Source organism: Paraburkholderia sp. D1E (genome assembly GCF_052682275.1).
The window spans coordinates 8,862,417-8,875,792 of record NZ_JBQYMB010000001.1; the positions used below are offsets into that span (position 1 = coordinate 8,862,417).

The 13,376-nt window shown below is 61.7% G+C and carries 15 protein-coding genes and 1 pseudogene; 3 read left to right on the forward strand and 13 right to left on the reverse strand.

Features of this window, described 5'->3' with window-relative positions; translation table 11 throughout:
• Position 1 precedes the first annotated feature (1 nt).
• The 3 genes from ACUN0E_RS39825 to ACUN0E_RS39835 form a co-directional block, all read right to left on the reverse strand.
• Positions 2-1,111: a COX15/CtaA family protein gene (locus ACUN0E_RS39825; RefSeq protein ID WP_445570046.1), complete on the reverse strand. Its 1,110-nt coding sequence runs from the start codon at positions 1,109-1,111 to the stop codon at positions 2-4.
• A 22-nt stretch (positions 1,112-1,133) separates the two neighbouring features.
• Positions 1,134-1,796: an SCO family protein gene (locus ACUN0E_RS39830; RefSeq protein WP_408231869.1), complete on the reverse strand. Its 663-nt coding sequence runs from the start codon at positions 1,794-1,796 to the stop codon at positions 1,134-1,136.
• 70 nt (positions 1,797-1,866) lie between these two features.
• Positions 1,867-2,583 (reverse strand): SURF1 family protein, encoded by a 717-nt coding sequence (locus ACUN0E_RS39835; protein ID WP_408339566.1) that lies wholly within the window; start codon positions 2,581-2,583, stop codon positions 1,867-1,869.
• Between the two features lie 114 nt (positions 2,584-2,697).
• Here ACUN0E_RS39835 and ACUN0E_RS39840 point away from each other — a divergent pair, with 114 nt between their 5' ends.
• Entirely contained in the window at positions 2,698-2,907 is a 210-nt protein-coding gene (locus ACUN0E_RS39840) for a twin transmembrane helix small protein (protein WP_007179452.1), read from the forward strand.
• Between the two features lie 176 nt (positions 2,908-3,083).
• Here ACUN0E_RS39840 and ACUN0E_RS39845 read toward each other — a convergent pair whose 3' ends face one another.
• The 8 genes and pseudogenes from ACUN0E_RS39845 to ACUN0E_RS39880 form a co-directional block, all read right to left on the reverse strand.
• Entirely contained in the window at positions 3,084-3,941 is an 858-nt protein-coding gene (locus ACUN0E_RS39845; RefSeq protein ID WP_408231863.1) for a cytochrome c oxidase subunit 3, read from the reverse strand.
• 141 nt (positions 3,942-4,082) lie between these two features.
• Positions 4,083-4,292, reverse strand: a complete 210-nt coding sequence (locus ACUN0E_RS39850) for a DUF2970 domain-containing protein (RefSeq protein ID WP_408231860.1) — start codon at positions 4,290-4,292, stop codon at positions 4,083-4,085.
• Positions 4,293-4,325: 33 nt separating this feature from the next.
• On the reverse strand, positions 4,326-4,940 hold the full coding sequence (locus ACUN0E_RS39855; protein ID WP_445570047.1) for a cytochrome c oxidase assembly protein: 615 nt from the start codon (positions 4,938-4,940) through the stop codon (positions 4,326-4,328).
• Between the two features lie 42 nt (positions 4,941-4,982).
• The gene (locus ACUN0E_RS39860; protein ID WP_211607278.1) at positions 4,983-5,117 is read right to left on the reverse strand and encodes a cytochrome oxidase small assembly protein; all 135 of its coding nucleotides are present in this window, start codon (positions 5,115-5,117) and stop codon (positions 4,983-4,985) included.
• 120 nt (positions 5,118-5,237) lie between these two features.
• A pseudogene (gene ctaD, locus ACUN0E_RS39865) lies at positions 5,238-6,849 on the reverse strand (cytochrome c oxidase subunit I).
• Between the two features lie 44 nt (positions 6,850-6,893).
• A complete protein-coding gene (gene coxB / locus ACUN0E_RS39870) occupies positions 6,894-8,531 on the reverse strand; it encodes a cytochrome c oxidase subunit II (protein WP_408231854.1) in 1,638 nt (545 codons plus the stop codon).
• A 79-nt stretch (positions 8,532-8,610) separates the two neighbouring features.
• Positions 8,611-9,084, reverse strand: coding sequence for a DUF2244 domain-containing protein (locus tag ACUN0E_RS39875; protein ID WP_445570048.1), 474 nt, complete (start codon positions 9,082-9,084; stop codon positions 8,611-8,613).
• Positions 9,085-9,409: 325 nt separating this feature from the next.
• Positions 9,410-10,375 (reverse strand): methyltransferase domain-containing protein, encoded by a 966-nt coding sequence (locus ACUN0E_RS39880; RefSeq protein WP_445570049.1) that lies wholly within the window; start codon positions 10,373-10,375, stop codon positions 9,410-9,412.
• 84 nt (positions 10,376-10,459) lie between these two features.
• Here ACUN0E_RS39880 and ACUN0E_RS39885 point away from each other — a divergent pair, with 84 nt between their 5' ends.
• Both ACUN0E_RS39885 and trmL read left to right on the forward strand, forming a co-directional pair.
• Positions 10,460-11,254 (forward strand): ComF family protein, encoded by a 795-nt coding sequence (locus ACUN0E_RS39885; protein WP_445570050.1) that lies wholly within the window; start codon positions 10,460-10,462, stop codon positions 11,252-11,254.
• 18 nt (positions 11,255-11,272) lie between these two features.
• Positions 11,273-11,743, forward strand: a complete 471-nt coding sequence (gene trmL, locus ACUN0E_RS39890) for a tRNA (uridine(34)/cytosine(34)/5-carboxymethylaminomethyluridine(34)-2'-O)-methyltransferase TrmL (protein ID WP_201072249.1) — start codon at positions 11,273-11,275, stop codon at positions 11,741-11,743.
• On the opposite strand, the gene ACUN0E_RS39895 is transcribed toward trmL, so the two are convergent.
• Both ACUN0E_RS39895 and ACUN0E_RS39900 read right to left on the reverse strand, forming a co-directional pair.
• A complete protein-coding gene (locus tag ACUN0E_RS39895) occupies positions 11,716-12,264 on the reverse strand; it encodes an O-acetyl-ADP-ribose deacetylase (RefSeq protein ID WP_408388177.1) in 549 nt (182 codons plus the stop codon). The genes trmL and ACUN0E_RS39895 overlap by 28 nt on opposite strands.
• 100 nt (positions 12,265-12,364) lie before the next feature.
• Positions 12,365-13,363, reverse strand: a complete 999-nt coding sequence (locus ACUN0E_RS39900) for an NAD(P)H-dependent glycerol-3-phosphate dehydrogenase (protein WP_408231837.1) — start codon at positions 13,361-13,363, stop codon at positions 12,365-12,367.
• Positions 13,364-13,376: the final 13 nt, after the last annotated feature.

A 13,376-nucleotide genomic window follows, 5' to 3' on the forward strand; every position in this document is an offset into this window, starting at 1 on the left:
GTCACGCTGGCGCGGCATCGCGCGCAGGCAACACGGCGCGGCCGGGACGGCTATAAGCGATCCGAAAGTTTAACATAACGAGCAGAAGCAGCAGGATCGCGGCTCCCCCGTTATGCGCGACCGCAATGGGCAACGGCCATTGCAGGACGATGTTCGACAGGCCGGTAATGAACTGGATCAGCACCACTAGCAACACGCCGTTCGCCGGCCGCCGCAATGACTCGAATCGGCGCAGTTTCAGCGCAAACCAGACCAGATAGGCGACCACGACGATCGCGAACGTGCGGTGCGTCCAGTGAATCGCGACCAGCGCATCTTGCGTAATCATGTCGCCGTCGCCGGTCATGCCGAGGGCGCGCCACAGGTGAAAGCCGTGCGCGAAGTCCATCGGCGGGACCCATTGGCCGTTGCAGGTCGGGAAGTCCGTGCAGGCGAGCACCGCGTAGTTGGTGCTGACCCAACCGCCCAATGCGATTTGCACGACAAGCAGCACGAGACCGGCGATCGCCGCCGCGCGCCAACGCGCGGCTTCGGGCTCATACGCCGGCAGCGGCGTCTGGCGTGCGGCCAGCCAGCCGAGCATGCCAAGCAACGCGAGGCCGAGCAACAAATGGGTCGTCACGATGATCGGTTGCAACTTCATGGTCACGGTCCACGCGCCGAATGCGCCCTGCACGAGAATCAGCAGCAGCAGCGAAGTCGGCCACCATGGCGACACATGCAGCGGACGGCGCTTGATACGTGCAGCCCACGCAATCACCGTCTGCGCAATGATCAGCACGCCGATCGCCATCGCGAAGTAACGGTGAATCATCTCGATCCAGGCCTTGGTCATGCTGACCGGACCGGTCGGCATCAACTGATGCGCCGCGGTGATCGCGGCGTGCGCGATGAACGGCGACGACGTGCCATAGCAACCAGGCCAGTCCGGGCAACCGAGACCGGAATCGGTGAGACGCGTGAAGCCGCCGAACATCACCAGGTCCAGCGTCAGGAAAGTGGTGAGCCACACCAGCTTGCGGAATTTGTTGTCGTCGGCCTTGACCCATACATAGGAGAGCGGCAACAACGCGATACACAAGCCGATCAAGGCCAGTTGCAATACGAACATCTTTCTTACCCTTGTTGCGGCATCAGCCGATGCTCGACCATTTGAGCAGCTTGGTCACGTCGCCCTTGATCTTGCTGGGGTTCGGATCTTTCGGGAAACGCATCATCAGATTGCCGTTCGGATCGACCATATAGATGTGGTCGGTGAGTTGGGTGCCGGTGTCGGTCGGCAGCCATGCGGACACCTGCGCCGGATTGGCGATCAGCATGTTGGTGTCGGGGTAGGCCTTTTGTATCACGTCGGACACGTTGCCTGCATCGGTGCGCAGCCACACTTCGACGACGCGTTCGCGTTCCGGGCCTTGAGCTGCGCGGATTTGTCGCATGAAGTACAGCTTGGTGGCGCAGGCTTTGTCGCATGCGCTGTTGTCGACGGAGATCAGCAGCCAGCGGCCGCGTAGCGACGCGAGCTTGATCGGCTTGCCATCTTCACCCGTGACGACGAGCGAATCGGGAATCGGCCGCTGCGGTTCAACCAGCGTGCCGTAGCTCGTGCTGCCGCCGGTCGGCTTGACCACGTAGTAAACGAAATACGATACGACGATCGGCGCGGCGCAGATGACCGCCAGCAACAGGAGCATCCAGCGGCCACGCTTCCACGATCCCTCGCCATTGGGTTGACCAGGCATCACTTTCGAAGCTGCGGGTTTGCCGGCTTGCGGCGAACGGGGAGATTGCGTCGACACTACAGGACCTCTTTCAATGATTGCGCGGCTTCGAGCCCCTTACTCAGGGCACGAAACCGCAGGCGATGCGTTACACGCCCGGGGCGTGCTCTTTCTTCGCGGCGCGGCGCGCGGCGTACAGGCCGAAGATCAGCGCCGCGGCCGCCATGCCCCACCACTGGAACATGTAGCCGTAGTTGGTTTCGACGCCGGTGGTTGGCGCCGGCCAGTCGCGCACCAGTTTGTCGCCATCGTCGCTCAATTGCTGGATCACGAACGATTGCAACGGCAGCCCGGTTTCCGCAGCGTAGGCCGCCCTATCCAGATTCTGACGGATCTTCTGATGTGCGGCCGATCCGCCCTGTCCCAATTCGAAAGCACGCGAGGCATCGGCACGCGCAATGCCTTCGATTTCGATCTCGCCTTGCGGCGTGGCGTACGGCGCGATGGTTTCGCGATTGTTCACGTTGCGCGGCAGCCAGCCGCGATTGACCAGCACATAACCGCCGTCGGTCAGTTTAAAAGGCATCACGACATAAAAGCCCGGCTGATCGTTATACGGGCGATTATCCAGATAGACAACTTTATCCGCGACGAAACTGCCGCGTGCCTTCACGCGATGGAATTCGATGTCCTTCAGTGCGACCGGCGTAGCGCTTATGGGCAGCGCGGGCGCGTTTTCGAACTGCGTGATGTGCGCTTCGAGCGCTTCCTTCTGATGTGCGCGGTCGCGCTGCCAGAAACCGAGCCGTACCGTCACCACGATCACCAGCAGAATGAGCAGCGCGGGAATGAGGCGGAACTTCATCGAACGCACTCCGGCATCACCGCTTGCGCCCACGTCTGGAACCTACGGCAGACGCCGACGCGCGGTGCGATAATAAACGTCTTGCCTCTGCGCTTTCTGGTTTCAGTTGGTTCCATGCACATTCTCGTTCCCATCGCCTTCGTCCTGATCATCGCCAGTATGGTGTCGGCGCTGTATTTCATGATGCATGACAAGGGCAAAACCAAGCGGATGGTCTGGTCGCTCGCCACGCGGGTGGGTCTGTCGATCTCACTGTTCCTGTTCATCCTGTTCGCTCACTGGATGGGCTGGATTCAGTCGACCGGTATTCCTTACGGGCGTTGAGCTCGGCGGAAAAACTTTTCACGCCGCCAAACAAAACGCCGCCCTGACAGGGTCGAGGGCGGCGCTGCATAACTTGCGTACTGCTCGTGCGCCGCGCCTTGAATGGCGATGCGCGAACGGCCTGCACGCATTCCGGAAACCGGCCGGCCTCCAGTACGTACGCAGGCCAGACTGCGTTACAGCCAGTACACGACGATGTACAGCCCAAGCCATACGACGTCCACAAAGTGCCAGTACCAGGCGGCGCCTTCGAACGCGAAGTGGTGTTCCGCCGTGAAGTGACCGCGGATCATCCGCACCAGCACCACGGCCAGCATCGTGCCGCCGAGGAACACGTGGAAACCGTGGAAGCCCGTCAGCAGGAAGAACGTCGAACCGTACACACCCGAGGACAGCGTCAGGTTGAGTTCGTTGTACGCGTGGAAATACTCGAAGGCTTGCAGGAACAGGAAGCAGACACCGAGCACCAGCGTAGCCGCCAGCCAGATGATCGCCTTCTTGCGATGATCTTCACGCAGTGCGTGGTGCGAAACCGTCAAAGTAGCGCCCGACGAAAGCAGCAGTGCCGTGTTGATGGTCGGCACAGGCCACGGCTGCATCGACTTGAAGGTCGAGACCAGCGCTGCCGGACCGTTGTTCGGCCATACCGCCGAGAAATCCGGCCAGATCAGCTTGTAGTCGAGGCTGCCGAGTTGATGCAGTGCGATTTCACGCGCATAGAACAACGCGCCGAAGAAAGCACCGAAGAACATCACTTCGGAGAAGATGAACCAGCTCATGCTCCAGCGGTACGACTTGTCGACATTCTTGCCGTACATACCGCCTTCCGACTCGGCGATCGCGTCGCCGAACCAGTGCCACAAGGTATAGAGCAGCCACAGCAGACCCACGGCGACGCCGAGCGGCGCCCAGTCATGGTCGTTGATCCAGGCCGCAAGCGATCCGAGCATGACCAGCAACCCAGCGGCGGCGCTGATCGGATGCCGCGACGGATGCGGCACGAAATAGTACGGGCTCTCGTTTTGACCGCTCATTCTTGATTCTCCACTTCAGTCCAGTTGTTCCGGAATCTCCGGCTGTATCTTCGGCGGCGCGTCGATACCGCACCGCTTCACTCTAATTCGTGGGCTCTGCTTCGCCCCGTACTACGCGTGCGCCTGCCGGCCCAACCTGCCTCAACCGACTACGGCGCGCACGATCAGGATCAGCACACCGATGAAAATGGCCGCGCTGATTAACGCTGCTGCAACCACATGCAGCGGGTTCAACTGCGTTGCGTCCGCTTCCAGATCCCGGCGCTTGCGCACCCCGAAAAACGACCAGAACACGGCTTTCATCGACTGGCCGAAACTGCTCTTGCGTGGGCTGCCGCTGTTATCGCTCATTACGTCTTCTTCCTTCGCCTGCGGCAAAAACCATCAGGCGGGATTGGCGGCGGTTGCCACCGTCCTGGCCGTGGGTGCTTCGCTCCCGGCCGTCGCCGCTACCGGCGTATTCAATTCAAAGAACGTGTACGACAACGTGATCGTTTTCACATCCTTCGGCAACTTCGGATCGACCACGAACACCACCGGCAGCCGCTTCGTTTGATTCGCAGTCAAAGTCTGCTGCGTAAAGCAAAAACACTCGATCTTCTTGAAGTACTCGGTTGCCTGCTTCGGCGCGTAGCTCGGAATGGCTTGCGCCTGAATCGTGCGCGCCTGCTCGTTGCTGACCTCGTACATCACTGTCGTCACTTCGCCCGGATGCACGTCGAGACTACGCTGCTCCGGTTTGAAACCCAGCGGGCCGCGCGCGTTCGCATCGAATTCGATCGAAATCGTGCGGCTCATGTCGACCTGCGTATTCTTCGCCTCACGCGCCGTGGCATCACGCTGCACGAGGTTGTTGATGCCGGTGATCTGGCAGATCGCGCGGTACATCGGCACCAGCGCAAAACCGAAACCGAACATCATCAACGCGACGACGAACAGCTTGATCAGCATCGAACGGTTAAAAGAGCGATCGGCCTGAGCCGGCGATTGCGTCGACATCTCAATCCTCAACAATCCTGCACACCGACTCGAACCACAGCGTCAGGTGAACCACTTCTGATGGATGATGACGCTCGCAAAAAAAGCCGCGGCGATGACAAACATCACAATACCGATCCGCCGGTTGCCCGCGCGAACCTGCTCGGGCGTACGTCTTTCTTGAGGATTGCGCGTCATGCTCGACTTTCTGAATACTTTCGTGACTATATGTGCCGCCACTGCTCGTGTGGCTGCCCGGTTCCGGCGGCGACTTGCTACAACCTCGCCGCCGGAACCGGCAACCTCACCGAACGCCGATTACTCGACAGTCGGCGGGTTTTCGAACGTGTGGAACGGTGCCGGGCTCGGCACAGTCCATTCGAGGCCCGTTGCGCCGTCCCACGGCTTATCGCCAGCTTTTTCGAGTTCGCCGCCGCCACGGTAGGCTGGCAGTGCAACCGCGAACAGGAAGTAGACCTGTGCCAGACCGAAGCCGAATGCGCCGATCGAGATGACCTGGTTCCAGTCCGTGAACTGTGCCGGGTAGTCAGCGTAACGACGCGGCATACCTGCGAGACCGACGAAGTGCATCGGCAGGAACGCGAGGTTGAAGAAGAACATCGACGCCCAGAAGTGGATCTTGCCGCGCGTTTCGTTGTACATCCAGCCTGTCCACTTCGGCGCCCAGTAGTACCACCCGGAGAAAAGCGCGAATAGAGAACCCGCAACAAGCACGTAGTGGAAATGCGCCACCACGAAATAAGTACCGTGATACTGGATATCGAGCGGTGCCATAGCGAGCATCAGGCCCGACAGACCACCGAACGTGAACACCAGCAGGAAGCCGACCGCGAACAGCATAGGCGTTTCGAAGGACAGCGAACCGCGCCACATCGTCGCGACCCAGTTGAACACCTTCACACCCGTCGGCACGGCGATCAACATCGTCGCGTACATGAAGAACAGCTGGCCCGTCACCGGCATGCCGGTTGCGAACATGTGGTGCGCCCAGACCATGAACGACAGAATCGCGATCGACGAGGTTGCGTACACCATCGAGCTATAACCGAACAGCGGCTTACGCGAGAACGCCGGGATCACCTGCGACACGATCCCGAACGCCGGCAAAATCATGATGTACACCTCGGGGTGCCCGAAGAACCAGAAGATATGCTGATACATCACCGGGTCGCCGCCACCTGCCGCATTGAAGAACGACGTACCAAAGTGGCGATCGAACAGCACCATGGTGATCGCGCCTGCCAGAACCGGCATCACCGCAATCAGCAGGTACGCGGTGATCAGCCATGTCCAGACGAACATCGGCATCTTCATCAGCGTGAGGCCAGGCGCGCGCATGTTCAGGATCGTCACAACGATGTTGATCCCGCCCATGATCGACGAAGCACCCATCAAGTGGATCGCGAAAATCGCGAAGTCCATGCCCGGGCCCATCTGCGTCGACAGCGGCGCGTACAAAGTCCAGCCCGCGGCGGTCGCGCCGCCCGGTGCGAAGAACGAACCGACCAGCAACACCGCAGCCACCGGCAGCAGCCAGAAGCTGAAGTTGTTCATCCGCGCAAAAGCCATGTCAGATGCGCCGATCTGCAGCGGCACCATCCAGTTCGCGAAGCCGACGAAGGCCGGCATGATCGCGCCGAACACCATGATCAGGCCGTGCATGGTGGTCAACTGGTTGAAGAACTCGGGACGCATGATCTGCAGACCCGGCTCGAACAGTTCGGCACGGATCATCAGCGCCATCACGCCCCCGGAGAGGAACATGGTGAACGAGAAGATCAGGTACAGCGTACCGATGTCCTTGTGATTGGTTGCGAACAGCCAACGACGCCAGCCATGCGGCGTTTCGTGGGCATGGTCGCCGTGCACGCTCGTGGCCCGCGGTTACATCGTGTCCGATGCTAGACATGACAATCTCCTAATGCGAATACTGCGGTGCTGACCATGAACACGTCAGGCAGCCGGGCTGATCTGGACACGCCGGGCTTCTTTCGCGTCGCCGCCGCCCGTGATCGTTTCCGGCTTCTTCAAAATGATGTGATCTTCGGCAATGCCGGCTGCTTTCAGCGCGTCGCGCACGGCTTCGGCACGGGTCTTCGCGAGCTTCGCGTTGACTTCGGCAGAACCGGTGGCGTCAGTGAAACCCGACAGCGTGAACTTTGCGTCCGGGTGCGCTTTCGCGTAGGCCGCGGCCGCGTCGACCGCCGCTTTCGCGTCAGCCGGCAGCACGCTCTTGCCGGTATCGAAGTAGACGTTTGCCGGGAGAGCTGCCTGCGATGCCGCCGCGCTATCCGAACCGGCCGCAGCCGCTTCCGCGCCTGAGGCACCCGAGGCTGCCGCTGCGCCCGAAGCCGCTGTTGCGCCGCTAGCTGCCGCACCTGCGTCCGCCAGATGATTGCCGCCTTCCGGCAGCTTGCCGTTGCGGGCGTCCAGCACTTGCTTCGGCTGGAGAATGTCGCCGGTGTGGTTGCCCCACGAGTTACGTTCGTATGTGATGACCGAAGCGATTTCAACGTCGTTCAGCGTCGGCGCCCAGGAAGGCATCGCGTTCTTGCCCTTCAGCACCAGGCTTACGTGTTCGGCGATCGGACCGTTGGCGATCTTGCTGCCGTCCAGCGCCGGGAATGCGCCTGCGCCCTTACCCGTCGGCTGGTGGCAGACCGCGCAGTTCGACGCGTACACCTTGCCGCCGCGTTCCATCAGCTCGGCCATCGTGTAGGTCTTGTTCGGATCATCCTGGCCAGCGGCCATTTTCTTCTTCTGCGCATCGACCCACTTCGCGTAGTCGTCCGCCGACAGCACTTCGACCACTACCGGCATGAACGCGTGCTCCTTGCCGCACAGTTCGGTACAGAAGCCGCGGAACGTACCGATCTTATCGGCCTTGAACCACGTGTCGCGCACGAAACCCGGAATCGCGTCCTGCTTCACGCCGAAAGCCGGCACGTACCAGGAGTGGACCACGTCGTTCGCGGTGGTGATGATGCGGATTTTCTTGTCGACCGGCACGACGAGCGGATTGTCGACTTCCTGCAGATACGTAGTGGAAATCGGCTCACGGCCATCGGTTTCCGCACGCGGCGTGGCCAGCGTGGACAGGAAGTTGATGCCCTCGCCCGGCCCCTTCACGTAGTCGTAGCCCCATTTCCACTGGTAGCCGGTGACCTTGACGGTGAGGTCGGCGTTCGTGGTGTCCTTCATTGCCACCACCGTCTTGGTGGCGGGGAGCGCCATCAGCACGACGATGATGAACGGCACGATCGTCCAGATGATTTCGACGGTGGTGCTTTCGTGGAAATTCGAAGCCTTGTGGCCTTTCGATTTGCGGTGAGCAAAGATCGAATAGAACATCACACCGAACACGCCGACGAAGATCACCAGGCAGAGAACCAGCATGAACATGTGGAGGCTGAAAAGCTCCTCAGCGATTTTTGTCGCAGGCGGCTGGAGATTGATCTCGTTGACGGCAGGGCCGCCCGGAACATCGCCCACTGCCAGGGCGGCACCGGCGAAAAGCAGTCCGCTCATCGCCAGCACACCCATGAGGGCTCGCTTGATTGTTTTCATAGCTTCCTTACCCAAAATTTCCATTCAAACCCTCGACCCCGCTGGCAGGCTGTCTCGCGCGCCCCCGTGAACGCCGCGCGTCCCAACACGTCAGCTGCGCCCGCTAACAACGCGTGAGCCACATACGCAATTCGCCTGCGAACTGCGCGCGCCGATACTGCGCGAGATGTTGCCCGATCATGATCGTCTGGCCGCGCGAGACCAGTTTGATCTGGTCACGCGGCGTTGCACCCGGTTCGATCCGCACCCAGCGCGGATTGAATTCGAACTGCGTGAGCCGCTCGGCGCTGACCTGCTCGATCACGAGCCGGCTCTGAAACAGCCGGACACGCTCGTAATCGACAGCATGACGCGCATATATGGCAAACGCGATGCCCACCGCCAGCAATTCGATACCGGTGAACGGCAACACCAGCCAGGCGCCGACCAGAACCAGCATGAAAGCAATTGCCAACGAGAACAACGCAAGCGACACGTAGAAACCTACAAACTGCCGCGGCGATATCGAACAGTTGCGTTTCATCGTCCAGTCTTTGAGAACTGGTTCTGAATCCGCCAGCAGATCTGATGCTTCCATCGCTGCCCCCCTGCAGACCGCCACCAATCGCCGCCTGCGGCCATTGCTCGCGACCACTGAACGGCCACTCAATCACCGCCGCGTCACTTCAGTCACTTCATGATATTGCAGCCCTGCGCCTCGGGCCTGCCGCCCCAAATGTGGGAACTCCGGGCGACAAACTGACGCATTATAGGCGCGATCCATAGCATCCACAAGCAAGCCTCAATCGGCTCACAAGCCAGGTGCGACAAGCCTCCGCGCCGTTTCGACGCAGCTTTCGCGCGTCTTCTGAAGCGGTAATTTCAGACATAACAGATGCCCTCTTTACCACTTCATTGATTCCTCATCGACTCCTCGACGAACCTCGCCCGATATCCTCGATCCGCACGATCCCATGACCTTCAGCGGTGGTGCGCGGCACGGCTTTCCACGCGTGACCATAGATCACTTCGAAGGTCAGTGCGATCGTGCCGTCGGCGCGCCGACGGGCTTCGAGCGCCGCCAGCAAAGCCTTGTGCAGCCTACGTGCGACCGCATTCGAAGTGGCCTCGCGCTCGAACGGATACGCGCCCCAGCGGCGCACGTCCGCGAGCAGCGACTCGGGCGACTTATACGTAATAGTGAGTGTTTCCTGATCCATCACAGGAATCTCGAAACCGCTCTCGACCAGCATATCCCCAAGGTCATGCATGTCGACAAAGTCGATCACATGCTTGCGCGAAGCAACGCCGTGCGCGGCCTCGACCTCGGCGTAAGCGCCGCGCAATTCCTTCAGCGAATCGGGACCGAGCGTGCTGAACATCAGCAGACCGTTCACTTTCAGCACCCGCTGCCACTCAGGGAAAACGAGATCGGGCCGCGAGTGCCAGTGCAGGGCGAGATTGGACCAGATGAATTCGAAGGCGCCGGCCGCGAACGGGAGTGCCGAGAAGTCGGCCTGCGCGAACCGCGGACCGCGGGCGCCGAGCGCTTTGCCGAGCGTTGCCGGCAGAAAGCGCCGCCAGCTCGTGTCGCCGGAATCGTGACGTAGCGCGCGACCGAGCATCCCATGCGACAGATCGGTGCCGAACACCGGCGCCTCGGGAAAGCGTTCGCGCAAGGCGGGGACGTCTTCGCCCGCGCCGCAACCGGCGTCGAGCACGCTTGCGGGCGTGACCTTGATGTAGTCGAGACGCTCGCGCATACGCTGCGCGATTTCGCGCGGCAGGAACGCGACGGTGTCGAAGGTCGCCGCACGGCGGTCGAAAATCTGCCGGAGGCGCCGGGAATCATAGGCCGGACGGCCAGATTGAGACGAAGTTGGGGGCATGAGTGTCGTACTGGCGTAGAGCACGAAGTATACTCGTTCGCTCCCGTCCATTCAGTCTGAAAGGCCTTCGCGGGCGGTCCAATCATGCGATTCCGAAAAAATCCCTCGTCTCCCGGCGGCTCGAACGCACGTTTTGCACGCTTCACGCGCGGCGTGTATTCGGCATGGCCACATGTGCTGCACGCGGCGCTGCCGAACCTGTGCGCACTGTGCGGCAATTTGTCGCATAAAACACTGTGTGCCGGTTGCGACGAGACATATTGGAACGAAGGCATGTTGCGTTGCACGGCGTGCGCGGTTCCTTTGTCCGGAACGCGCTGGGTGGGTCGTGCGCAATATCGCTGCGCGGATTGCATCGGCGAGCCGCCGCCCTTCGAGGCGACCTTTGCTTTGGCCGATTACCGCCAGCCGCTCGACGCCCTGGCGCTCGGCCTGAAATTCCGCGCGCGGCTGATGCTGGCGCGCGAGTTTGCGCAGCGCCTTGCGCGTCTTGCTGAAGACACCTGGCAAGAACCGTCTGAGCGGCCCGATGTGCTCGCGCCGGTGCCGCTGGCCAACAAACGTCTTACCGAGCGCGGCTACAACCAGGCCTGGCAGATTGCCAGGCCGTTGGCCCGCACGCTGAATGTGCGCAGCGACGCCACCTTGCTGCGTCGCGTGATCCACACCGCGCCGCAATCACGGCTCGACCTGGACGCGCGCCGGCTGAACGTGGGCCGCGCATTCGAAGTCGTCAAACCGGTGCAAAGTCTGCATGTCGGCATCGTCGACGATGTGATGACGACCGGCGCGACGCTCGAAGCGCTGGCGCGCACGCTCAAAGCTGCCGGTGCGCGGCGCGTCACCAACTTCGTCGCGCTGCGTACGCCGAAAAACTAGTCTCTACCTGAAGCCATCATGTTCAATGTCGTTCTCGTCGAACCGGAAATCCCACCGAATACCGGCAACGTCATCCGCCTGTGCGCCAACACCGGCGCACGGCTGCATCTGATCGAACCGCTCGGTTTTCCGCTCGACGACGCCAAGTTGCGCCGCGCCGGTCTCGACTATCACGAGTATGCGCAGATGAACGTGCATGCCGATTGGGCAGCGTTCGTCGCCAAGGAAGCGCCCGATCCGGCGCGGATGTTCGCCTTCACCACCCGTGGCTCGGGCCGGTTTCACGAGCATGCGTTTCAATCCGGCGACTGGTTCGTGTTCGGCGCCGAAACGCGCGGCCTGCCTGACGCAGTGCTCGATCAATTCGCCAATGAACAACGCGTGCGCCTGCCGATGCGACCGGGCAACCGCAGCTTGAATCTGTCGAATACGGTCGCCGTGGTCGTCTTCGAAGCGTGGCGTCAGACCGGCTTCGACGGCGGCGCCTGACGGCGTTCCAATTCGGCTTCGTAGCGCGCGAGCATGGCGTCGTCGAAACAGGCGAACACCACACGCTCGATGTTCGGCGTACGCGGCAGGGTTTCGAGCACGGTGCCGACGGCAATCTGCACGGCCTCGTCAGCGGGGAAATGGTAGATCCCGCAACTAATCGCGGGAAATGCAACGCTCGTGCAATGCGCCTGATGCGCCACCTCGAGTGAACGCTGATAGCAAGATGCGAGAAGGTCGGCTTCGCCATGCGCGCCACCCCGCCACACCGGGCCGACCGAGTGAATCACATGTTTGGCCGGCAGGTGGTAGCCGCCGGTGACCTTTGCGTCGCCGGTCGCGCAGCCGCCGAGCGCCTCGCATTCACGCACCAGCTCCTTGCCGGCCGCGCGGTGAATCGCGCCATCCACGCCGCCCCCGCCCAACAACGAAGTATTCGCGGCGTTGACGATCGCGTCTACAGCGAGCGTCGTGATGTCGACCACGCGCGCTTCTAACGTGCAATTGTTGAAACTGAGCATGGGAGGAACCTCGCTGTGGTCCGAAGCGTCGATAAAACGTGGACAGCGATGGTGGGCAGCCGTTCAGCGCTTTTCGCGCTAAACGGCTGAAAGACAAGACTTATTCTGCTTTCGAATCGCGCCGCAGCAGCGCGCTGACGGCGTCGCGGGGCGCCACACCGTCGAACAGCACAGCACAGACCGCCTGCGTGATCGGCATCTCGATCGCATGGGCGCGAGCGATCGCCAGCACGGCCTGGGCACAACGCACGCCTTCGGCCACGTGACCGAGGCCACCGAGAATATCGTCGAGCGTCCGGCCCGCGGCGAGCTGCACGCCGACCGTGCGATTGCGCGACAGATCGCCCGTGGCGGTCAGGATCAGATCGCCGAGCCCGGTCAAACCGGTGAACGTCTCGGCCCGTCCGCCAAGCGTCACGCCGAGGCGCGACATTTCAGCGAGGCCACGCGTAATCAACGCAGCGCGCGCATTCAAACCGAGGCCAAGGCCATCGGCAATACCCGTGGCAATCGCCAGCACGTTCTTCACCGCGCCACCCACTTCCACGCCGACGATGTCGTCGCCGGTATAGATGCGCATGGCGCCATGATGGAACGCGGCAACCGTACGCTCCCGGCATGTCTGTGAAGTGCTGGCGATCGTCAACGCGACCGGCAAGCCCTGCCCGACTTCACGAGCGAAACTCGGACCCGACAGCACGCCGTTACTGCCATGCCCCGGCAATTCAGCCGCGACCACCTGATGCGGCAACAACTGCGAGTCCGCTTCGAAACCTTTGCACAACCACACCACATGCGCCGGCACCTTGCCCGCGTCGCGCATCGCCCGGAACAGACCGCGCAGACCGGCGACGGGCGTCGCCACGACGCATAACGCGTTGTCGGCGAGCGCATGGTCGAGCGCTGCGTTCAGATCGGCTTCGTAGCGAAGGGACGGCGGCAAAGCAACGCCCGCCAGATAGCGGGCGTTTTCGTGCGATCCGGAGAGATCGGCAATGAGCGCGGGTTCGCGCGCCCACAGCACCGCGTCGTGCCGCGCGGCCAGATGGCCGGCGAGGGCTGTGCCCCATGCACCAGCACCGAGGACAGCAACCTTCATAGCCGGCACCGAA